At 59.4% G+C, this 23,168-nt stretch carries 16 protein-coding genes and 2 pseudogenes; 11 read left to right on the top strand and 7 right to left on the bottom strand.

The features are described from left to right. Nucleotides 1–76 precede the first annotated feature (76 nt). Both PCO31110_RS22485 and PCO31110_RS22480 read left to right on the top strand, forming a co-directional pair. Nucleotides 77–1,159, top strand: a complete 1,083-nt coding sequence (locus PCO31110_RS22485; RefSeq protein WP_010804257.1) for a ketopantoate reductase family protein — start codon at nt 77–79, stop codon at nt 1,157–1,159. A 334-nt stretch (nt 1,160–1,493) separates the two neighbouring features. After that, nucleotides 1,494–4,604: a transglycosylase domain-containing protein gene (locus PCO31110_RS22480; RefSeq protein WP_150691420.1), complete on the top strand. Its 3,111-nt coding sequence runs from the start codon at nt 1,494–1,496 to the stop codon at nt 4,602–4,604. A 156-nt stretch (nt 4,605–4,760) separates the two neighbouring features. Here PCO31110_RS22480 and PCO31110_RS22475 read toward each other — a convergent pair whose 3' ends face one another. Continuing rightward, nucleotides 4,761–6,869, bottom strand: a complete 2,109-nt coding sequence (locus PCO31110_RS22475) for a tetratricopeptide repeat-containing sulfotransferase family protein (protein ID WP_150691419.1) — start codon at nt 6,867–6,869, stop codon at nt 4,761–4,763. 150 nt (nt 6,870–7,019) lie between these two features. Between PCO31110_RS22475 and PCO31110_RS22470 the strand changes: the two genes are divergently transcribed. From PCO31110_RS22470 to PCO31110_RS22450, 5 genes and pseudogenes are all read left to right on the top strand, one after another. Beyond that, the gene (locus PCO31110_RS22470) at nt 7,020–9,764 is read left to right on the top strand and encodes an autotransporter outer membrane beta-barrel domain-containing protein (protein WP_246189938.1); all 2,745 of its coding nucleotides are present in this window, start codon (nt 7,020–7,022) and stop codon (nt 9,762–9,764) included. 161 nt (nt 9,765–9,925) lie between these two features. Further along, nucleotides 9,926–11,016: pseudogene (locus PCO31110_RS22465) on the top strand (IS3 family transposase). Nucleotides 11,017–11,082: 66 nt separating this feature from the next. Beyond that, entirely contained in the window at nt 11,083–11,739 is a 657-nt protein-coding gene (locus PCO31110_RS22460) for a hypothetical protein (RefSeq protein WP_150691418.1), read from the top strand. A 191-nt stretch (nt 11,740–11,930) separates the two neighbouring features. Then, nucleotides 11,931–12,359 carry a PH domain-containing protein gene (locus tag PCO31110_RS22455; protein WP_217427294.1) on the top strand — a complete coding sequence of 143 codons (429 nt, stop codon included), beginning with the start codon at nt 11,931–11,933 and terminating at the stop codon, nt 12,357–12,359. Between the two features lie 152 nt (nt 12,360–12,511). Further along, nucleotides 12,512–13,039: a DUF2846 domain-containing protein gene (locus PCO31110_RS22450; protein WP_150691417.1), complete on the top strand. Its 528-nt coding sequence runs from the start codon at nt 12,512–12,514 to the stop codon at nt 13,037–13,039. 761 nt (nt 13,040–13,800) lie between these two features. On the opposite strand, the gene PCO31110_RS22445 is transcribed toward PCO31110_RS22450, so the two are convergent. Continuing rightward, entirely contained in the window at nt 13,801–14,544 is a 744-nt protein-coding gene (locus PCO31110_RS22445) for a 2'-5' RNA ligase family protein (protein ID WP_010807920.1), read from the bottom strand. A gap of 337 nt (nt 14,545–14,881) precedes the next feature. Between PCO31110_RS22445 and PCO31110_RS22440 the strand changes: the two genes are divergently transcribed. From PCO31110_RS22440 to PCO31110_RS22430, 4 genes are all read left to right on the top strand, one after another. Next, nucleotides 14,882–16,009 carry an aminotransferase class V-fold PLP-dependent enzyme gene (locus PCO31110_RS22440; RefSeq protein ID WP_150691416.1) on the top strand — a complete coding sequence of 376 codons (1,128 nt, stop codon included), beginning with the start codon at nt 14,882–14,884 and terminating at the stop codon, nt 16,007–16,009. Between the two features lie 25 nt (nt 16,010–16,034). Beyond that, on the top strand, nt 16,035–16,556 hold the full coding sequence (locus tag PCO31110_RS26305; protein ID WP_370855849.1) for an Ldh family oxidoreductase: 522 nt from the start codon (nt 16,035–16,037) through the stop codon (nt 16,554–16,556). Then, complete coding sequence (locus PCO31110_RS25925; protein ID WP_217427299.1) at nt 16,471–16,668, top strand: hypothetical protein; 198 nt, start codon at nt 16,471–16,473, stop codon at nt 16,666–16,668. Before PCO31110_RS26305 ends, PCO31110_RS25925 begins: the two co-directional genes overlap by 86 nt. Before the next feature lie 155 nt (nt 16,669–16,823). Further along, a complete protein-coding gene (locus tag PCO31110_RS22430; protein ID WP_010807917.1) occupies nt 16,824–17,666 on the top strand; it encodes a class I SAM-dependent methyltransferase in 843 nt (280 codons plus the stop codon). 63 nt (nt 17,667–17,729) lie between these two features. Here the strand turns inward: PCO31110_RS22430 and PCO31110_RS22425 are convergent. The 5 genes and pseudogenes from PCO31110_RS22425 to atzF all read right to left on the bottom strand — a co-directional run bounded on the left by PCO31110_RS22425 (nt 17,730) and on the right by atzF (nt 22,856). Next, nucleotides 17,730–18,256: pseudogene (locus PCO31110_RS22425) on the bottom strand (GntR family transcriptional regulator). A 187-nt stretch (nt 18,257–18,443) separates the two neighbouring features. Then, nucleotides 18,444–19,265 carry an ABC transporter ATP-binding protein gene (locus PCO31110_RS22420; RefSeq protein WP_010807914.1) on the bottom strand — a complete coding sequence of 274 codons (822 nt, stop codon included), beginning with the start codon at nt 19,263–19,265 and terminating at the stop codon, nt 18,444–18,446. Nucleotides 19,266–19,267: 2 nt separating this feature from the next. Then, the gene (locus PCO31110_RS22415; RefSeq protein WP_036661252.1) at nt 19,268–20,128 is read right to left on the bottom strand and encodes an ABC transporter permease; all 861 of its coding nucleotides are present in this window, start codon (nt 20,126–20,128) and stop codon (nt 19,268–19,270) included. 5 nt (nt 20,129–20,133) lie between these two features. After that, the gene (locus PCO31110_RS22410) at nt 20,134–21,117 is read right to left on the bottom strand and encodes an ABC transporter substrate-binding protein (protein ID WP_010807912.1); all 984 of its coding nucleotides are present in this window, start codon (nt 21,115–21,117) and stop codon (nt 20,134–20,136) included. A gap of 47 nt (nt 21,118–21,164) precedes the next feature. Further along, a complete protein-coding gene (gene atzF / locus PCO31110_RS22405; protein WP_010807911.1) occupies nt 21,165–22,856 on the bottom strand; it encodes an allophanate hydrolase in 1,692 nt (563 codons plus the stop codon). Between the last annotated feature and the right edge of the window lie 312 nt (nt 22,857–23,168).

Raw genomic sequence — 23,168 nt, 5'->3', positions numbered from 1 at the left:
CTGAGCTTGCTCGTTGTAAAGCGCATTTAGCGAGGGTGATGAAATGGGAAATAGGTTGCCTGTGCCGCAGTCCCAAATGGGACTGGGTGAAGGGCGAAGTGCGGTAAAGGTGTGCATCTACGGGCTTGGCGCGATTGGTGGTTGGCTTGCGTACAAGTTGGCCAAGGCGAAGTTGCCGGTAGACGTCACGGCTATCGCGCGAGGAAGAATTCTGGAAGCGGTGGGCGATAGCGGCATATCCGTCCAAGATGACAACCGCTTGTCCACGGCTAATGTAAAGGTTTCGGGGGACCCTGCTCTGCTGGGAGAGCAGGACATCGTGCTTCTCACCATCAAGGGGACCGCGCTGCTCGATGTCTCTGAGCACATTCAGCCACTGATTGGCCCTCATACGCTGGTCGTCAGTTGCATGAACGGTATTCCTTGGTGGTTTTCGCAGGTCGGCCCGTTTGCGCAGAATCCAATTCCACTGCCATCAATTGATCCTGACGGGAGCGTGGCGAAGACGATTCCGCCATCTCAATGCCTGGGAATGCTGGTCCACGCAAGTTGTAGCGTGCTCGGTGCGGGGCTCGTTAGACACCATGCGGGGAATCGGGTGGTGCTTGGGGATCCTTCGGATGCCCATTCGGTTCGCGTGCAAGAGGTGGCATCGCTGCTTTCATCTACCGGACTTGATGTCGTTGTTAGCGACGAGGTACATGCGGAGATCCTTTATAAGTTGTGGGGGAATCTGACGTCGGGACCGATTGCCGTGTTGACGGAGGCAACGCTGGATAGGCAATTAGATTGTCAACTCGTACGCAACTTTTCTCGCCAGGTGATGGACGAAGTTTCTGAAATCGCCAGGCAGCTTGGAATTCCGTTGTCGAGCCTGCCTGAGGAAAAGTTGCGTATGTCTCGTCGTCTGGGTGCCATTACGCCATCGATGCTGCAAGATTCGAAAGCCGGAAAACCCTTAGAGTTAGAGGCTTTTTTTGGCCCTGTCAGAGACCTGGCACGCTTCACTTCCACAGCGACTCCGTTTATCGACGCTTTGGAAGGGCTTCTGAGGCTAACCTCGCGCGCGAACTCTCCTTCTTCCTCAAACACTGGTAAACCCGCTAAGGAAACACGGGGCTCTCGTCGTGTGAGAGAAAAATATTCTCACGGCGTTTAACTTACGCTTGTTGATGGCCGCTCCCGTCCGGAACCGCACTATTTATGTTTTGCACAGCAAGACAGCCAGTAATCGGGAATCGTCGTGCGAACCCGTTTGCGGCGAGGCGGATGCTCGCTACGCTGCTCGTGCACCAGGCGCACTGCGCGTTCCCGGACTTCCGGGGAAAACTTGCTCGATTTCTTGTTCATGGCTCCATTCTCTCAAGAGTTGGAGCCTCCGAGAAATCCGGGGCGATTCAGAGACGATGCGCGGGAAACTCCGCATGGCGGTTTATCAGGGAAATATGCTCGACTAACGTTGGCATGGCTCGTGCCGCCCGGAAGACCCCATCATGGATCGGCGTCTGACTCAAGTACCGCTTCGCGCTGCTGCCACCACATCTTCTGTGCGGTGGATCAAGTGGCTGCTACTCGCCGGTTTTCTGATCCTCCTTGCAATCGCGGCGCAACTTCTTCGGATCGAAATCGAAACCTCGCGGTTGCAGGCGCGCTACCTGTCCGAACTGGGACGTGACATCCACTTTGAAGTTTCCGACGGCCCAAGCGACGCCTCGCGATTCCCGGTAGACGGCGGTCCGTACGACATGCGTCTCGGCTACGCATCGTTGCCCACCTTCGAGCGGCGTCTGGCCGACCGCGGCTTTTCCGTCACGGCGCAGGCGCGCGAATCACCCGTGATGATGTCAATGGCGGACCACGGGCTGTTTCTGCCGTACGAGGAAAAGGATCAGGCCGGACTGCAACTGTTCGATGCAACGGGAATACCACTCTATAGCGCACGCTACCCAGAGCGGATCTACCGCCGCTTCGAGGCAATTCCGCCACTGATCGTCAACGCGTTGCTATTCATCGAGGACCGCAATCTGCTTGACGCAGATCAGCCGAGCCGCAACCCGGCAATCGACTGGGGCCGTTTCAGTCGTGCGCTGTACGACCAGGGCGTGCGCATGTTCGTCAGGAGCCAGCCGAGCCCGGGCGGCAGCACCCTCGCTACCCAAATCGAAAAGTTCCGTCATTCGCCCGGCGGCCGCACCGCGACGCCGCCCGAAAAATTGCGGCAAATCGCGTCTGCATCCGTGCGCGCCTATCTCGGCGGCCCGATGACGCTACCGGCGCGCGAGCAGATCGTCGTCAGCTATCTGAACACGGTGCCGCTTGCCGCGCAGCCCGGCATTGGCGAAATCGCGGGCATCGGCGACGGTCTCGCGCTCTGGTACGGACGCGACTTCGATGACGTGAACCGCCTGCTGTCGGCACCTATGCGCACCGACACACTCGGTGCGCAGGCGGTCGCGTTCAAACAAGCGCTGTCGCTGATCATTGCGCAGCGCGCGCCGTCATATTTCCTGCGCAGGAACAACACCGCACTCGAACAACTGACGAACAGCTATGTGCGGTTGCTTGCGACCAACGGGATCATCTCGACGTCGCTGCGCGATGCCGCACTCATGCTCCATCTTGAACTCAAGCACATGAGTCCGATGCATCCTGAAGCATCGTTTGTCACGCGCAAGGCAGTGACTGCGCTGCGCGCGGATTTGCTCAATACGCTCGGCGTGGCGAGCTTCTACGATCTCGACCGCCTAGACCTCTCCGTACAGGCGACACTTGACGCCCCGGTGCAGCAGGCGGTTAGCGAAAGGCTCGCGCTTGCCACCACCCCCGAAGGGGCGAAGGCGGCAGGCCTGTATGGCTTCGAGATGCTGCGCCCGCATGACGATCCGTCGCGAATCGCCTTCAGCTTCACGCTGTTTGAGCGGAGCGACGGCGCGAATCTAGTGCGCGTGCAGACCGATAGCGTGAACCAGCCGTTCGACGTCAACCAGGGCGCGCGTCTGAATCTCGGTTCGACGGCCAAGCTACGCACACTGATCACGTATCTGCAAATCGTTTCGGAACTGCATGCCCGCTACGCGCCGATGCGCACGGACGATCTGCGCCACGTCAGACCCGACAGGCAGGACGTGCTGACACGCTGGGCGCTCGATTATCTGTCGCACACGCCGGATCGCTCGCTGCGCGCAATGCTCAACGCCGCCGTCGAACGCAAGTATTCCGCGAGCACTGGTGAGACATTTTTTACGGGTGGCGGTGCGCAAACGTTCACCAATTTCGAAGCCACGGATAACGGCAGCATCCTCACCGTGCATCGAGCGTTCCAGCATTCGGTGAATTTGGTGTTCGTGCGCCTGATGCGCGACATCGTGCGCTACGAGATGATCCAGACTGCGGGGCCGTCATCGCAATGGCTCGGCGACCCGGTCGTGCGCGGGAAGTATCTCGTGCGGTTTGCCGATCAGGAAAGCCGCGTCTACGAACATCGCTTCTATGCGAAATACCACGGCATGACGCCCGACGAGGCGCTGGCGACGCTGCTGCGCGACGTGCGCAAGTCGCCGCCGAAGATTGCGACGGTCTTGCGCAGCGTCGCGCCCGACGCATCCGAGACGTGGTTCGACGCGCAGATGCGCGCCACGCTGAAGGGCACGCCAGCGGCGTTGCTAACGCCCGAGGATCTCGCAAAGCTCTACGCGAAGTACGGCATCGACAGATTCAACCTGAACGATCGAGGTTATATCGCAAGCGTGCATCCGCTCGAGCTTTGGACGGTTAACTACCTGCGCGATCATCCGGAGGCGACGGAAGCGGACGTGCAAACCGCCAGCCGCGATGCACGCGTCGCGGCGTACTCGTGGCTTTTCAAAACGCGCTATCACGCGACGCAGGATCGCCGGATCAGGTACATGGTGGAGTTGCAGGCGTATGAAGAAATCGGCGCATCGTGGCGCGCGCTCGGTTATCCCTTTGCGGCGATCACGCCGTCGTATGCAGCGGCGATTGGCGCGTCGGGGGACCGGCCCGCCGCGCTCGCGCAACTGATCGGGGTCGTCGCGAGCGGCGGCATAGCGGTGCCAACCCGAAACCTCACCGCGCTTGACTTCGCGAAGAACACGCCCTACGAGACGCATTTCGCGCCCGCGCCCGGGGGAGGGCAGACGGCGCTGTCGCCCGAGATCGTCGAGGCGGTGCACGGATTGTTGCGCGACGTCGTCCTTGGCGGCACGGCGAAGCGGCTGGCGGAGGGCATGCCGGCCTCGCACGCTCGCGTGCTGGATGTCTACGGCAAGACGGGGACTGGCGATCAGCGCTTCAACGTATTCTCGCGGGGGCGCCGACTGATCGAATCGCGCAAGGTTAATCGGACTGCAACCTTCGTCTTCGGGATCGGCAATCGCTTTTTTGGCGCGCTCACCGCCTATGTGCACGAGCCATATGCGGCACGCTACGACTTTACGAGTGCGATGGCGGTGCAGTTGTTGAAGTCGCTGGCGCCGGTGCTTCAGCCGTTGCTTGACGCGGATGCGTCTCAGGTTTCAAACCGATCTTCCGATAGATCCACGGGGGATGAGGTGGTGGCGGGCACGAGGTCATCGCGACAATAGCCTTCGGCGCCCCACGGTTGAGTTGAATTTCCCGACGCCGACAAGCCGGTGAGCCATAGCACAGCGCCGTCGTGGCCGTAGTGATCGCGACGGTCGGCGGCTGTGAACGCATGTGCGGTTACGCTCAGGTTGTGAGGATTAGATGGCACACTCATGTCAAAGTCTCGCATCACCAGAATCGGCAATGCCGAGTGCCGTCAGCAGCGGCCCCAGTTGCGATGCGTGGCGACGCCAGCGTCCTTTCGACGTTGCGTAAATCGGCTGCCGTACCTGGCTCACGCTCGCCGTGCGCACTACGCGGCGCGTCTTGTGGAAACTGAGACAGGCGTCGTCCCACGGCATATCGACAAAGGCGATCAGGCGCCGCGCTTCGCCTTCCAGATCATCAACCACGTCTTCGTAGTCGACCTCAAGAAAACGTTCCGGCGGCAAGACCTTGCGTAAGCTCTCCATGAACATCTGATAGTCGCGATGGAAAGCCCCCAATTCGTCGAGACGATAGGCAAACATCTGTTCGCCCGCAAAATGCTTGCTGTAACACGACAGGCAGGTATCCACCGGATCGCGCCGGCAATGGATGATGCGCGCACCAGACAGAATTAACGGAATCGCACCGGCATATAGGAAGTTAGCCGGCAACTTGTCGACCACGCGCAGCGCATCGGGAGCCAGGCCGTCGACACGGGAAAGGTAGTCACGACCGACCCGTGCAAAATCTCCTCTGTCCCAGTGCATCAGCGCATCGGGAAATGGTCCTGCGCTTTCGAGAGCGTGGCGCAAGGCGCTCAGCTCTCCGGCGCCGTGAATGTCAGGGTGCGATGCCAGGATCTGCTCCACCAGTGTTGTACCCGAGCGCGGCATTCCAATGATGAACACCGGGCGTTGTGAAGCCGCGCCGGCATCGCCGAATTTGTCCATCAATTCCGACGTAAAGGTCGCTGCGACTTGTCGCATCCAGGCGCTGGTCGCGTCAGCATCATAATTGAACGTCGCTCGTTTGATGCCGTTCCCCTTATGGAGATGGAAAAACGCGCGATCCGAATCGCCGGTATCGAGATATGCTTTGCCAAGCGCGAAATGCAAACTCATCTGATCGGCGATCGTCGGCGGTATCGTTCGCGCGAGCGCCGCTTCCATCGCAACGATATCGCTATCGTCGCCGCGATACGTCTTGGTGTCGGCACGCGCTGCCATCACCCGCACCGAGCCGGGAAACCGCTCAAGCGTGCGCTCAAACGCGGCAATCGCATCCTCCTTGTCACCGGCCTCCATCAACAGCAATGCGCGAGCGACGAGTGCTTCTTCAGCGACCGTTCCCGGTAAAGCTGCCGCGCGATCAAAGGACGCGAGCGCCTCGTCATGCAGCCCTAGCGCTTGCAAGACCTGCCCGAGCACGCTATGCCCGTTCGCGCTGTTGGGGGCGATATTCACTGCCTGGCGCGCGCAGGCGAGCGCGTCGTGAAAGTGATAGTCATGCATCAACAGTTGCGCGCGTGCCGACAACGCCCCCGCATGCTGCGGCGCGAATGCGATAAGGGCATCGACCCAGCGACTGGCGTCGGCACGGCGCATGCGTGACATCTCGATCTGAGCCAGATTGAAGTAGGCATCGGCCAGTTGCGGGTTGATCTCGATGGCTCGCGACGCAGAAGTCATGGCTTCGTCGTAGCGGCCAAGATCGTTCCACAGCAACGCCAGATTGCAGTGCGCTTCAGCATAGTCAGGCCGCAACGCCAGCGCTCTCAGATAGCTGGCCTGTGCTTGCTCCAGCGCTCCCGCGTGTTTTTGCGTATTGGCAAGATTATTGTGCGCTTCAGGGCTATCAGGCAGCAACGACACGACGCGTTTCAGGCACTCCAGAGCTGCGTCAACTTTTCCGCTTTCCTGCAGGATGATGCCTAGATTGTTCCAAGCCGCAACGAGCTGCGGCTCTTGATCCACCGCGCGCCGGGCGGCTTGTTCCGCTTCCGCCAGCAAACCCTTCTGGCGGCACATTTCAGCCAGATTGCTGCAATACGTTGCGGGCGCAACGGGCGACAGACAAGCCTTGCGCAAGTAATCGATGGCCAGATCGAGCAAGCGGTAAGCATGGGCGATCAGTCCCATCAAATGCAGGGCATCTGGTTGCTCTGGCAAGACTTGCAAGACGCGCAGACAGCATTCTTCAGCCTGACGCGCTTGTCCCGCATTCCAATGCGCATAGGCCTCGTTCAGTGCCTCAGGAATGGTGAGCTGTTGAGCAACAGGGTCGTTGTTCTTATTCAAAGATGCTCCACGGCAAAAAGCGAAAAGTAGGGCGTTCTCATCGAAGATGGTTCTCGTCCTGTCTCCCGAATCCTTGAGTTTTCTGGAGAATCAATTGATACTCCCGAAAGTTGAATTGTCCGACATAAGTATTGAAAAATTATCAAAAAAATGGGCCGATCAAAAAAACAACCTCGCTTCACTGCGGGCGACCAGACCTGTCTTGCTCTATCGCTGACCGCCGCATTTGCAACAATGGTTTCCGCTCCGGCAAAAGCGGCCACGGTCACCGGAAGTGCCACTGTCGTGGGCGCGACGACCAACGTGTCCTGGAACGGCAGCGGCACGTTGGTCATCAATAGTGGCGTGCTTGTCACCGGCACTCCAGCGCTCAACGTTAGCACCACGAACGGCATCCTGCAGAACAACGGCACGCTTAGTGGTTCCGCTGCGGTGTCCAATACGGGCTTGATTACTACCCTCAACAACGGGAACGGCACAGTCATTGGCAGTTCAATTACCGGCGCCACAGGCATTGATAACGCCCTAAATGGCACGATCACCACGCTGCACAACTTCTCCGGCAGCAGAATCACTGCCATTACCGGCATCAAGAATAGCGGCACCATCGGTACGCTGACCAATGACAGTGGCGGTTCGATATCCAACGGCGGAACGGGGATCTTCAACTATTCAGGCGGCACGATTGGCACGCTGAGCAATAGCGGTTTGATTAGCCAGGCTGCTTTCGGGATCAACAATAACAACGCCACCATTACCACGCTGCAGAACGCAGGCGGCACCATCAATGGCGTCACCGCGATCCAGAACAATAACAATGGCAGCATCGGCACGCTGACAAACACGGGGTTCATCAATGCCAATAGCGCGGGTATCGCCAACCTCGGCAACAGTAGCATTGCCGTACTCAACAACGGCGGCTTAATTAGCGCCCAGACGGCCATCTCCAACGCCGCTGCGATTGGTACGTTGACCAACACGGGCACCATCAAGGGAACCCAAGCTGCGATCTCCAACATCGGCACCATCGGCGTCATCGCCAACGATGGCGGCGTCATTTCCGGCAAGATAGCCAACACAACGCAACCCTTGAGCCTGACCGGCGGTAGCGGAACAACCTTCGGCACCCTGACCGGCGCCGGTAGCGGAATCGGCGCTGGCAATATCGGCCTGATCACCAATACCGCGTCGAGCCTGACCTTCGGCGCCGGCAATCAGTTGCTCAACGACCATATCAACGTGGGTGGCAACACCGTATTCAATGCGGGCGGCACGCTGCAGGTCAACAACGCGATCACGATCACCGGCAACTACAGCCAGAACGCAGGCGCTACGCTAAACATCGGCGTGGCGGACGGGGCGGTCGCCACCGGCATCGCCAGTGCCGATAGCGGCTACGGCCGGCTGATCGTGTCGGGCGTAGCGACCATCAACGCCGGCGCCAACATCGCGCTGAAAAAACTCAATAGCTATGGCTTTGCGCAGGGACAGCGCTTTGTCGTGGCACAGGCGAGTCACGCCAACACGAATTACAACGCAGGATCGCTTAATTATTCTGCTGACGGCTACACCGGCACATATTCTGGCGCCAGCGTGGTCGATAGCGACGACAACACCAAGACCGATCTTGTCGTCACCCTGGCTGCGCCAACCACTGGCACCAATCCGGGCGGTAACAGCCCTGGCTCAACACCTGGCGGTACCAGCCCCGGCACCAGCCCCGGCACCAGCCCCGGCTCAAATCCGGGCGCGACCAGCCCCATCATGTGGGCAACGACGCCTGATGCCATTTCCGCGTTGTCAGGGTTGTTCCGTTATGGCGGCACTAATGCCGGCATGCTCAACATGTTCAATGCCGCTGCCGCCCTCAATTCCGCAGGCGACGCCAATCGCGCCGGAGCACAATTGAGTCCCGCGTCGATTACCGCTTCGGCCGTCCAATCAGCGCAGACGACAACGCAAGCCGTACTCAATATCACCGCATCCCGCATCGACACGCTACGGACGGCGCAAAGCGCCGGCAGTGGTGTTTCGACCGGTGAATCCGCCAGTGATATTGCGCTTTGGGGACAGGCGTTCGGCGGCCAGGCAAATCAGGGCAATCGCAGTGGCGCCAGCGGGTATCGCGCCAGCTACGGAGGCCTTCTGTTTGGCGCCGACACTGCGCTCAACGATGCATGGCGTGTCGGCGGCGTATTCAACTATGCAGATACGTCGGTCGATGGCCGCGATGACAACACGAGTAGCTCGGCGCGTATCAAGGGGTATGGTCTGACCGGATATGGCGGCTATACGGCGGAACGCTGGTACCTGAATCTCGCCGGCGGCATCGTCTGGCAAAAGTACGACACACATCGCAGCGTCGACTACACGGGCTTCAGCGGCAACGCTGCCGGTCGGTTCAACGGCACTCAATATATTGCGTCGGCGCAGGCGGGCTACCCGATCAAACTGGACGCCGTGACGACCCTCACACCGATCGTCGGCCTGAGCTACAGTCGCATGACGCAGGATGCCTATACGGAAACCGGCGGCGTCGCCGCGTTGCGAGTCAATTCCTCCAACGCCTCGTCCGTAAAGAGCGAACTGGGTGCAAAACTGGCGCGCACATTCACGACTTCGTATGGTGAAATCACGCCGTCGATTCAACTGAGCTGGCGACATGAATATCTCGATACCAGCATACAGTCGGTCGCTAACTTCGCAGCCGACACCAGCGGCGCGACCAGCTTCATGACGCAAGGGGCGCTGGCTAACCGCGATACCGGCGTAATGGTGTTGGGGGTGACGCTGGCAAGGAGCCAGAATCTGACGCTCGCGGCGCGTTATACGCTGGAGGCTTCGCGAGGCTACACAGCACAAACGGCAGATCTGCGGCTACGCTATCAATTCTGACATCGGATGCTGCATCACCTGGAAAAAGCTGCATATGCGGCTTTTTCTTTATCGAGAGATGACTCATGCTCGGCGCCCTGTAATGGGCCGTCAGGCGACGTCTCCCCCGATTTGAGTAGCGCGGCGATTTGGAGTCCAATCACGTAGTCAGGAGATTGGACATGAAGAAGAGATTCACCGACGAGCAAATCATCGTCTTTCTGCGGGAAGCCGAGACGGGAATACCGGTCAAGGAACTATGCCGCCAGCACGGCTTCTCCGAGGCCAGTTACTACCTATGGCGCAGTAAGTTCGGCGGCATGAATGTATCCGACGCGAAGCGGCTGAAGGATCTGGAGGCCGAAAACGCCCGGTTGAAGAAACTGCTGGCGGAATCGCTGCTGGAGAATGAGGTGACGCGCGAGGCGTTGCGAAAAAAGTGGTGAGCGCACCGTCCCGCCGAGAGCTGGTGCGCCATATGACCGATAGTGGTTTGAGCGAACGCCGGGCCCTGCGGGTAATCGGCATGAGCGCAAGCGCCTATCGTTATCAACCATCGCCGGATCGCAATGAGGCCCTGCGAGCGCAGATCGTGGCCTTGGCTCAGCGGCATCGTCGCTATGGCTCGGGCATGATCTATCTGAAGCTGCGGCAGTCAGGCATGACAGTCAACCACAAGCGGGTTGAGCGGCTGTATGCCGAAGAGAAGTTGCAGGTGCGTCGCCGCAAGCGCAAGAAGGTGCCGGTATCGGATCGTCAGCCGCTGGGATGACCGTCGGCTGCGAATCAGGTTTGGTCGATGGATTTTGTGTTCGACCGAACGGCGGAAGGCCGTGTCATCAAGAACCTGACAGTGGTCGATGACGCCACGCATGAGGCTGTGGCCATTGTGCCGGAGCGGGCGATTGGGGGGCTAGCGCTAACGCGAATTCTGGATCGTGTGGCATTGCGCCGTGGTTTGCCGCAAGCGATTCGTACCGATAACGGCAAGGAATTTTGCGGTCGCGCAATGCTGAACTGGGCGCACGAGCGAGGCGTAAAACTGTTCCTGATCGAGCCGGGCAAACCCAACCAGAATGCCGACATCGAATCGTTCAACGGACGCTTCCGGGATGAATGCCTGAACGAACACTGGTTCACCAGCCTGCCGCATGCCAAGGTGGTGATCGAGGCATGGCGACGCGAATATAACGAGGAGCGGCCGAAGAAATCACTGGGCGGATTAACGCCGGCAACCTACGCCCGGAACCTGGCGGAAAAGCAGTTACATTAACCCTCGGACTCTAAAGCTCAGTGCTACTGAAGACGGGGGGACGTCGCACGGAAAGGGGACTGGGATATGGGAGAAGCGAATCGGCGCGGGTCTCGCGCGGAGCGTGTTGCGCTGGCTGAGCATCGCGCTCGGACGGAAGCCGCACATAGAGCGGCGCTTCCCGCATCAGTGCAGGAAGCAATCGATATCGAGGCACGGTGCGGGGTGTTGTTTTCTGGACTTACCACGCCGAGCTCAATCAACGAACAGGTACTGCAATTCGCTCGGACTTTAAGCGCCACAGCACCGAGCTTCCTCGACTGCATGCCTGAAGCGTGGAGCCGTCAAAGCTGTTGCAATATGAATGTCGCCCGCTACGTTGAGGATAACGGAGGCCGGATGGTTTGCGGCTACCGCATCTGGTACAACGAGCCTCTCTACATCGAGGGTGAACGCCATGCAGTTTGGGCCGACGGTGACACGATTAGAGATGTGTCGTTCGTCGACACAGGAGAGACTCGTACTCTATTTGTCCCAGATGAGAAGGCTTTCGATGAAGCTCCTCAGAAGGTTCGACTTGCTTTCAGAGATGAAGATAAGTCTGTTTTGGCTGGATGGGAGGCCATGATGAGTATGGTCCCTGTACAGGTCTGGTCACCGGAGGAATCGTGGGACAGCATGCCAACCTATGAGCAATGGCTGGCAGGCAAGAGGATGCCAAACCTGATTCCGGCTTGGCGCTAGGTCAACAGGTCGGAATAAAACCTGGACGCGCGAATCAGTTCTTCGGATCGCGTTAAACTCACTCCGCCTCTGAGGCTTCAGGCGTGCCGCCATAATTACTGCACATCGGCACCGTGGGTGATGGGTTTTTCGCATAGCCCGCTGAGGTATGGCAATGAAAGTGGTATTTTCTATAACAAACAATAGGGGTAATGATGGCGTCGTTCGTTGAAAATTCTTTGATTCCGGGTGAAAAAGTCGAAGCGCAAGCCACGATCAGTTGGCTGAGTCAGTTTTGGTACTTCGTGTTTGCAGTGCTGTTGCTGATGACTGTTGTTGTGCCGATCTTGTTCATTCTGATTGCGATCATCAACGTCGTTACTACGGAGCTAGCTGTGACGAATAAGAAGGTCATCGGGAAGGCCGGCTTTATCCGACGCGTCTCGATCGATCTGCCGCTTGAGAAACTCGAATCGATCAACATCGAGCAGGGGATTATCGGCCGTATCTTGGGCTACGGTCGGGTGTCTGTGCGCGGCATCGGTGGAAATAACGTCAGCATTCCGTTCGTGAAGCGCCCTATGGATTTTCGGCGCGTTGTCATGGGTTTGATCGACCAAAAGAACACGGCCGCCGCTTAAGCTGTAGTGCCAATGCCACCGGCCGCCACTCCAGTCCATCTCGGTCAGGCGTGGTGGCCGGTGGCATATTCGCTTTTGGCCCAAACGAAATTGCCGCGAAGCTCGGGCTCGCTTGAGATCGGAAAAAATTCTTAAAACGCTAGAGAAGAAAAATGAGAAGAACATTCGGGGGAATCAGCTTACGCAGTTATGCCGTCGTAATGGCCTTGTCCGCAACGCAGTGGCTCACAGCCTGCGGTGCAATGGGACCAGCATACGAGTCGGTGAGGAACGTTCCGGAAGATAAGGGGTTGGTCTACGTTTACCGATACGATCGGTTCACACTTGGTGGCCGTACCGCAAAGTTCTACCTTAATGATGTTCCCGCATTCGATCTGGACCGCAACGGGTATTCGTGGATGACGCTGAGTCCGGGGACGTATCACCTCGAGCAGCGTTGGGGGCAAGCTTGGATGGGCCCCGATATGGATCCGGCGAGAATGATCCTGACCGTGGAGGCTGGAGAGACCGTCTATGTGTCGTTCGACACCAATCGGTGCCCAGCAGAGTACGGCATGATTTGCTTCAGTTGGAAGCTTAAGCGGATGTCCTCCTATGTGGGGCCGCGTGAAATTGCGGACAAGAAGTTCCAGGAGAACTTCGGGTTGACGGAGATCAACGCGAAAGTTCGGCCGGAGTGAGTACGCCAACTGAAAAACGTTTGCCGCACGGGGAATTGATCCCGGCACGTAGAGCTGGCCAGAAAGCAAGGGTGATCACGATGCGTCTCATTGCACTTGTCGTTGGAGTTTCCGGCGCTATCCTCGGGCTGTGGGCGGCGAGGCTTTGGTTTCAGGCTAGTCGGGTCGTGACAAAACCAGTCTGGGGTGCGTGTGAGCCAGGTGAGGCTACGGCATCGCAGGCTGGTTGGATCCTGGGATGCTCAGTGCCGGGGCAGAGTCGGCCAGGCTAAATCAGCGCGCAGCACTGGTAACGGCGCTCGCTGTCGCGCTCTCAACCGGCTCGGGGATTATTGGGCTATTTGCATAGGAAAAATCAGCATGACAAACGAGATTCTTAAACTTTCCCCGTGTCCAAACTGTGGCGAGCGACAACGGATTACGACGGAGCGCCACCCGGGGACGGCGTTTGCGAGATGTGAGGCCCGTAATTACAGAGGTCATGAGATCCTGCCTAGGTTATAATTTAACATAATGTACATTATGCGAATTATAGACACCTAACATGAACTCAAATTCCGGCAGATCTCCGGCCGCTGCCCTGAGCGTCCGAAAGATCTCGATCAAGGCACCGTCGAGGCATATGGGCTTTCCCTCGTATGGCTTTCGATAACCACGATGCGCAGCGGCGTCGCCAGATCATCCGCCGGTTCCTTGACCGCTAACATCTGTCTGGCGACTACCTTGTGCGCCTGTGCGAATTGGCGCGAGGCGCTCCTTCGTTACTTGGCAAAGGTCAGCTGTTTCAGCTTCTTGGAAGCCGTTCCGAACTGACCCAGTTGGTAGACAGCCGCGCCGGCGGGCGAGAACGAAAACACGTCGAAGGGTTCAGCCAACATCTTGTCAAGGTCCGCTTTGGGGGCAACACCCGTCGTAACGTGCGGAGTGAACTTCTCACCGGACGAGTTCGGCGCGAAGGTCGAAACATACGTAATCAAGACTGGATCAATGACAGGATCATCGGGTGTCGTGACGAACGCCGCCGAATCCCCGGTCTCAACCGTGTAAGGAGCCACAGCGGCAAGCAGGTTCGCTTGCAGTTTAAGCAGCGCCGGCGTCGGTTTGGCGAGAATGCCGGCCAAACCGACCTCCCCAGTCGGAATGTAAAAATACTTGAACGCTTCAAGCCGCATAGCCTTCACGTCGGATTGAGCAAGCACCTTGTTGGCAGCCGCATACACTTTGTCGAGATCGGCAGTGCGGACGAAACGCTGAATGACCGTGATATGCGCCCGATGTGTTTCGTCAAGCGCAAAACCTGTCGGAAAAACCTTGCGCAAACGTGCGTTGGTCGCTTCCGCCTTTTTGAGCATTGGTGCATCCGGCTCAAGAAGAATGTCAATCGCGGTTACGCTGTCAGCGCCGGCGGTCTCCCGACTGAACCCAATGCCCGACCACATAATCGTTGTCAGTCCAGCGGCACACACTAAACTGAACAATCGGCGACGACGAAGCATGTTGCTCATCTCGAAACTCCTTGGCTGCTGAATTCTTCTAAGAATTGTCCCTGCATTGCCCTACTCTCTCCGGAGACTGATTTTCTTGAGTCACGCATCGAAGCACGCTCCAGCGCATTGCTGGTGATAACGGCTTCTGACTCGGCCGGCGAGATACTGCCGATGGGGCGATGCAGGCGGCGATGGTGAACCAGTCTACCCACTCGAACGTGATTTTCTCGAGCGGCAGGGTGAGCGCATGTTAGCAGATCCACCGTGCAGCAATGGTGCGCTGCATCCATCGCAGAACTGACCACCGAGTAGAATCTGTTCTAAATATTTCACTCTTCCATTATCGGAGGCGGATGTGCCCGGACTACTTCCCGATGTCGATCACGAGGGACTCCTCGAATATTCGGTCGTGTATACCGATCGATCCGTCAATCACATGTCGCAACGCTTTCAAGGCGTCATGCGCGATATTTCCGATGTCCTGAAAAGGGTTTACAGCGCAAAGTCAGTGGCCATCGTTCCAGGTAGCGGAACTTTCGGCATGGAAGCCGTTGCCCGGCAGTTCGCGACGAACAAGAAATGTCTGGTCATTCGTAATGGCTGGTTCAGCTTCCGCTGGTCGCAGATTTTCGACATGGGCGGCATTCCGTCCGAGTCGATTGTATTGAAAGCACGTCCGGTCGAACCCGGAAGGCAAGCCGCCTATGCACCGGCACCGATCGAAGAGGTCGTCGCGGCGATCAGGGAACACAAGCCGGATCTGGTCTTTGCCCCGCATGTCGAAACCGCCTCCGGAATGATGTTGCCCGACACCTATTTGCGCGCGGTGGCCGACGCGGTTCACGACGTCGGCGGCATGTTTGTCCTCGATTGCATCGCCTCCGGTACAGTCTGGGTCGACATGCAGGCCTGCGGCATCGATGTCCTGATTAGCGCACCGCAAAAAGGATGGAGTGCGTCACCCTGCTGTGCAATGGTCATGCTCAGCTCGCTCGCACGCGAGAGAATCGAGTCCACGACGAGTACCAGCTTCGCTTGCGATCTCCGTCAATGGCTTCAGATCATGGAGGCCTACGAGAAGGGAGGGTTCGCGTATCACGCCACGATGCCGACAGACAGTCTCACGACATTGCGCGACGTCATGAAGGAAACCGAGGCGTACGGCTTCGACAAAGTGCGGGCGGAACAGCTTGCACTCGGGCAGCGCGTTCGCTCGCTGCTGGCTGGCAAGGGCTTCAAGAGCCTGGCGGCCGAAGGGTTCGAGGCGGCCGGCGTCGTGGTCTGCTACACCGATGACGACGGCATACGCTCCGGAAAGAAATTCGCCGATGTCGGCTTGCAGATCGCGGCCGGCGTTCCGCTTCGCGTCGATGAGCCCGCCGATTTCAAGACCTTCCGCATCGGGTTGTTCGGCCTGGACAAACTGCATGACATCGAAGGCGCAGTGAACCGGCTCTCCAAGGCGCTGAACAGCATTTCGTAATGCGCTTTCCCGGCAAATTGGGGGCATGGCGCGCCCCGGCGGAGCGTGGCGGAGGCCTATTGCAGTCACCCTCGCCACGCCCTCACCCTTGAAAATCATGCGACTCGAGATAGACGAAGCCAAGGCACTCGTTCGGCAAGCGGCTCTGGCTGCCGGTGCGAACGAGCAGACCGCCACATCGCTGGCAAATGCCACCGTTGCCGCAGAACGCTCGGGCCACCGATCGATGGGATTTGCGCATTTGCCGGATTATCTGGAGGGCTTCACGTCAGGCCGCATTGCCGGTGCTGTTCAGCCCGACATCCACTTTCCGACGCCCGCGACCATTCGCGTCGACGCAAACGCTGGCATTGCCCAACTTGGCTTCGAGGTTGAAGTCCTGTCGGCAGGCATGACCGGTGCAAATTGGTCTCTGGACACCCCCTCGTTCCAACAAGGCGAACGGTCTCCCGGTGTCGGGCTTGTTCATCGTCGCGATCGATCCGGCTGCCCTCGCCCCCGACCTGCCCGACCGGCTCGCGGCTCAGGCCGAGCGCCTGTGCGATAAGGGCATCTACGTTGCTGGCCGCGGCGAGACGCTCGATCACGTCACCCTCTCCTCCTCCGTGCTTTCCGCTATCGAACGCTACGCCCGCGTCCCAATCGGCACGGCCAGATAATTCCCGGCAAATCCTCACAAAAAGCGTCCGTCCCATTTGCGCATCGAATGGCAAGGCAGACAGGGTTACCAGCAAGTTTCAGGCCGGGCCGGCCCCTTTTCGGTAAACTGCCGGTATTCGGGACACATTGCCTCCCGCCGCTTACTTAGTCTCACATGTCGAATACCCACGAAATCCGTCCTGGCCAGTCCGTCGAACTGCTCAAGGAACTGCATATCCTGACGCGCGACGGCAAGATGAATCAGGACAGCCGCCGCAAGCTCAAGCAGGTCTATCACCTGTTCCAGTTCATTGAGCCCCTGCTGCAGGAAGTCAAGACCGAAAGCGGCCGCGTGACGCTGGCGGACCATGGTGCCGGCAAGTCGTATCTCGGCTTCATCCTCTACGATCTGTTCTTCAAGGCACTGGCCGACAACTCGCACATCTTCGGCATCGAAACACGCGAAGAACTGGTCACGTCGTCTCAAGCGCTGGCCGCACGGTTGGGCTTTCCCGGCATGTCGTTCCTGAACCTGTCTGTCGCGGACTCGATTACGTCACCTGCGCTGCCCGAGACGATCGATGTCGTCACGGCCCTGCACGCCTGCAATACCGCCACCGACGACGCCATTCGCTTCGCGCTGGCCAAGAAGGCACGCCATATCGTGCTGGTGCCTTGCTGTCAGGCCGAAGTGGCGGGCGTGCTGCGCAAGCACAAAGGCAAGCTGCTGGCAGGCAATCCGCTGACGGAAATCTGGCGCCATCCCCTGCATACCCGCGAGTTCGGCAGTCAGGTCACCAACGTGCTGCGCTGCCTGCAACTGGAAGCCCACGGCTACCACGTCACCGTCACCGAGTTGGTGGGCTGGGAGCACTCGATGAAGAACGAGCTGATCATCGCGCAGTACAAGAACCTGCCGCGCCGCCGCCCCGCCGAGCGACTCGAAACGGTGCTCGAATCACTCGGACTGGAAGAGCTGCGCGAGCGCTTTTCCACCGCGCCGATGCCTCAGGCGTAAGGCCGCGCGACGCGCCTGCATCGCCAGCGCAGTACAAGAGGCCGCCCTCTCGGGCGGCTTCTTTCATTTCAACGGCCCTGGGAAGCGGCTAGACACGAGATCGCGTCTGGCCAACGAGTCGAATCGCTCTCGTGCCGAGTGAAGCATATGCAACTTGATCTGCTTGACTTCGGCCTGACTCCGCTTGATATGCGCCTCGATTCTCGCCTGCGCCAGACCCACGTCGCGGGAGTGAATGGCGTCAAGAATCGCGGCGTGCTCTTCGTACGTCGCCACCACACGAGGCGCCTTGGTGAAGGCTAGCCGCCGGATGATTCGGATTCGCTCGGTCACGTCGCGATGGACACACGTCATTTCATGGTTGCCGGATGCCCCTTTCAGCCCGCCCGGAAATTGACCTCGACAAAGCCCTCCTGCTTCAACCGAAACAACGCTTGCCGGACGGGCGTCCGTGAAACGCCCTACCGCTCGCAGACTTCGGCTTCGGTGAAACGGTCGCCCGGGACCGGTCGGAAATCGGCGATATCGCACTTGAGTAGCGCGTAGACATCATCAGCGCGCGAGGTACGCGCCCCCTCCGACCGACTCATCGGGATCGCGCCCGTTCGCCGAATGGACGTCGGCATCGCCTTGAGGGGTGCGCCGCCGGCGCGCAGAACCATTGGGATGTCGCATCGTATTCGTTGAATTGGGGCCCCGCAGGCCTTGACCTGCGGGGACTGAAGCCCGCGCTGGGACAATTATGCGCCCAGCGCGGGGAAGCACGATAGGGGATGGTCAGCGACGGACCTCGCGTTGGAATATCTCGAGACTCTGGCGCTTGGCCTCGACAAAACTCGCCTGCGAGAGCGTCTCCACGGTACGCGGGCGGGCGTCACCGTAGTCGAGAATCTCCGCCACCCGTGTCGGGCGCTTGGTAAGTAGCAGGATCTTGTCGGCCAGATACACCGCTTCCTCGAGGTCATGTGAGACCAGCAGCATCGTGGTGCCGGTCTGCATAAAGACTTCCTGGAGCTTTTCGCGGATGAAGAGCGTCATCTCAAAGTCGAGCGCAGAGAAGGGCTCGTCCAGGAACAGCACTTCGGGACGAGGCGCCAGGGCACGCATGATCGACGCGGTCTGTTGCTGGCCGCCCGAGAGTTCGTACGGATACCGGTTGAGGTCGAACTTGACGTCAAACGATGCCACCAGTTCGGCCATCCGTCTGTCTACCTCGGCCTTGCTTTGACCAGCGAGCAGCAGCGGATAGGCAATGTTGTCGATGGTCCGCATCCAAGGAAATAGCGCCTCGCGATAGTTCTGGAAGACGTACCCTATGCGGGTGTCTTTCAGTGACTTGCCGTCAAACAGGATTTCGCCAAAGTCCACCGGGATCAGGCCCGCGATCATATTGATCAACGTGCTCTTGCCGCAGCCGTTCGGACCGAACACCGAGACGATCTTGCCTTTCGGGATGTCGAGGTCGAAGTTCTCGTACAGAGGCCAGCCCGCGAAAAACTTGGTCAGTCCACGAATGGTGATGTGCGTGCCTGGCGGCCCCGGCCGGAAAGGCGTTGCGGGAACGTCCGCATGGCGTGCAGGGGACAGGATGGTGCTCATGATTACCTTCCACTCCAATGGATAATACGGCGCTCGAACATGAGGAACGCTATGTTGAGCAGGTAGCCAAGCGCGCCCGCGGCAAGGATGGCTGCGTACATGGTCTTGACGTTTAGTACCTGCTGGGCATCGATGATGGCGTGGCCCAGGCCGCTCTCCGAACCAATGAACATTTCGGCCACAATGACGATCACCAGCGCCATCGATACGGCGGAGCGCAGACCGACAAAGCTCGGTTGCAAGCTCTCCCATACCAGCACGTCGCGGAAGATGTGCCAGCGTGAGGCACCCATCACCCGCGCGGCCATCACGCGTTGCTTGCGCGCATTCATGACACCGTAGGCGCTGTTGAACACCACGATCAGCAAGGCGCCGAACGCCGCGATGGCCACCTTGTTGATATCGGAGGTACCGAAGATCAGCAGGAAGAGCGGAATCAGCGCCGACGAGGGGGTGGAGCGAAAGAAGTCGATCAGGAACTCGACACTCCGATAGGCCCGTTCATTGCTTCCTAGCAGCACGCCAAGCGGCATGCCGATGGCGGCAGCAATGGCAAACGCCTGAAGCGTGCGGGCGACCGTCACGGCAAAATCCGCGAGCAGCGCACCACCGGCGAGCCCCGATACGAGCGCCGTCACCGTGTCGGCGGGGCTTGGCAGGAGGATCGGCTTGACCAGATGGAGACGCACCACGAGATCCCAGATGAAGAACAGCACCAGTGGGCCGACGGCGGGAAGGAAACGTTCAAAAATGGACGAGCGGGGAGTTGCGTCCCGCGAGGCCGGTGGTGCCCATGGCTGGCTGGAGGTGCCGGGTCCTGGTGGGGCGTTTTGCGCTGGCGCGGTGTTGGAGCGCTCGGACATGATGATCAGGCCTTGTAGAGCAATGTGTTGACGTCCACCTTGCGCGAAAAGATGCCCTTCTCGGCGAACAGATCATAGAACTTCTGAAAATAGGCCACGTCGGCCGGTTTGAACTCCTCGAAGAAGACGTAGTTCGACATCGGCACCTCGGCAGTCAGTGCGCCTTCGATGGCGGTGTACCCCTTGAGGTGCGGGCGTGCTTCGGCCGGGTTCTGGCGAACCAGATCTACACCGCGCTTGTAGGCCGTCATGTAGGTCTTTGCCACATCCTTGTGCTTCGCGAGGACTTCCACAGTCAGACTTGCGGCGCCGCCATGCCATGGCGCCATTGCGTCGCCGAGGATATAGCGGGCGACAACGCCCGCCTCCAGTGTGCGCGTGGCGCCGTTGAGGCGGCCGATGGTGCCGGTCGGCTCAAGTGAATAGACACCGTCGATCTGCCCCGCAGCGAGCGCTGCAACGTGTTGGCCGATAGGCAACTCGGTGACGTTCATCTTGCCCGCGCCTGCGCGCTCGAGCATCGTCTTGGCCAGGACCACGTTTTGCACGCCGGGGCCACACGCCACACGCTTGCCCTTGAGTTCGGCCACAGACTTGATGGGGCTGTCTTTGGCGACGATGAATTCATCCAGCACGAACTTTGCGTTGGTGGGGTTCGTGCAGAATATCTTCAGAAGCCCGGGTTGGGCGATATCGCCTATCGCGAGCGCTGCCGAGGCCGTGCCGTTGGCGCTGCCGTCGCAGCGACCGGCGAGGATCGCTTCGATCACCTGTTGTGGGCTCGCAAACTTGAGAGGTTCGACCGTAACACCGGCGTCCTTGAAGTACCCCTTATCGAGGGCTGCAAAAAATGGCAGGCCGGAAGCGACGGGCCAGTAGCCGATGCGCAGTTTGGGCGTGCCTTGCGCACGGACGATGGCGGGGGCAGCCAGCGTGGCAGCGCCTGCAACGCCTGCTTTCAGGACGAGACGGCGAGTCAGATGGGGCATGATTGGTTCCTAGTCTGATAGTGATGGGTATTTGAACAAGACGTCTGTCAGTCGGTCGTCGATCGCATGTAAGCGCGCCAGCCGCCATAGGCGCTGACATCTGGCGCGTGCGTGAGTGCGTGGCCCTCGCAGACAAAGCCATGGAGCCAACGACCGTCGGCCAGTTCTATGCTGCCAAGCGCCAAGGGCGGTGGCACCCGCGCGAGGAAACCGCCAACGGCGGCCAGCGGTAGCTGCCACACCTCGACCTCGATCGGCTCGCCGGACTCGCCGATGCTCACCCGACGTAAACCGGGCTTAGGCGGGGTAGTGCCAGCCAGGGCGTGGAGCCGATACGTGGGCGCGGTAGTGGTGGTAGCTTCGAGCGTGGCGCCACAGGATGTCAGCTGGCTGTTCAACGGCATGCCAGACAAATGCGCGCCCACCACGACCAGAGGTAGATGGGTCGCGGGCGATGGCGTGAGCGCCGTGATTGGTACGGGGGGCGGCAGTGGACGGCTTGTCGCGCCCTGGGGCAGGCCAGTGGCGTGGTGAAAACGTTGGCCCAGATCGGCAAGCTGCCAGTCGCTACCAGCCTTGCCGATCAGCGTGATGCCGAAAGGCAGGCCGTCCGGCCGCATGCTCGCAGGCACTGACAGTGCGGCATAGTCGAGCAGGTTGACGAAGTTGGTGTAGTAGCCCAGTTCGCGGTTACGAACCACCGGATCGGCCTGCATCGCTTCGATCGTGCAGTGCGTGGGAGTTGTGGGGACAATCAGCAGGTCGATCGCTGCCCACATGACGCTCGCGCACTGGGCCAGCGATTGCAGCTTGTGTTGGGCATCGTAAACGTCGGCAGCGCCATAGCGGCTGCCAGTTGCGAGGATGGAGCGAACCGGCTCGATGACGGCTTCCGGCGATCGGTCGAAGAAGCCACGCACGGCGGCATAGCGCTCGGCTACCAGGGCACTGTCATAGAGCAATGCGGCGGCTTCAGCCAGCGGTGTATAGTCAATTTCGACGGATTGGCCGCCGAGGGCCTGCAGCGCGGCTACTGCGTCGGAGAAGGCGCGGCGCGCAAGATCGTCATCAAAGAACTCGGGGTCCTTCGGCACGCCAAAGCGAAACGCCGCGGGAAAAGGTGTGCGATCGAGAGACAGGGCACGCGAGTACGGATCCTGGATATCATGGCCTGCGGCGACCTCAAGCACGCGCACGGCCGTTGCCACCGTTGTCGCGAGAATCGACACGCAGTCCACGCTCTGCGCGGCCGGGAATACGCCGTGCGCAGAAATCAATCCTTTGCTCGGTTTCAGACCGACGATGTTGTTGAGGCCCGCAGGAACGCGCCCTGAGCCTGCCGTGTCCGTGCCCAGTGCGAAATCGACTTCACCCATGGCGACAGCCCGGGCCGAACCGGAACTCGATCCGCCACTGACATAGGCGGCATTGAATGCGTTTTGCACGACACCATAGGGTGAGCGTGTACCGTTGAGCCCGCAGGCAAGCTGGTCCAGGTTGGTCTTTCCCGTCAGCGTCGCGCCCGCGTTGAGTAGCCGTTCAATTACCGTCGCGTGCTGGTCCGGGATATAGGCGAATGCCGGGCACGCTGCCGTGGTGGCCACGCCGGCGACGTCAATGTTGTCCTTGGCAGCGAAACTCAGGCCGGCCAGGGGCGCGGAATCCGAGGGAGATAGCGCCACGACCGGTGGCTCGAAACGGGAGATCCACGCGGTGTCATGGTCGGGGAGTTCGGGCATTGCGATTTGTGAGTGCATAGTGCTCCGCATAAATCCAAACTTGGATACAAGATAAAAAGCAAAGAGCGTGCCAACATCGCGGCTCAAGATCCAAGCAAGTGGAAAAATGCGACAATATTTTTATAAATCAAATATTTGAATGACAGTTAACAGTCATCGGGGGCCAGTTCGAGTTGCCATGCTCGTTTGTGGCCACGCGCGATTTCGGGGCAAACAGGAAGGGAGCAGCGTGCTTTGCTTTGGTGCATTGCAGCGCTGCGCCCTTTCATGGTGAGGGGCAATGAATGCTGCTTATGAAGGGGCGGGGTTGAG

The organism is Pandoraea communis, assembly GCF_902459745.1.
Classification (GTDB): domain Bacteria; phylum Pseudomonadota; class Gammaproteobacteria; order Burkholderiales; family Burkholderiaceae; genus Pandoraea; species Pandoraea communis.
The sequence above is the reverse complement of the archived record's forward strand: the minus strand, read 5'-3'. Positions and strand labels throughout refer to the sequence as shown.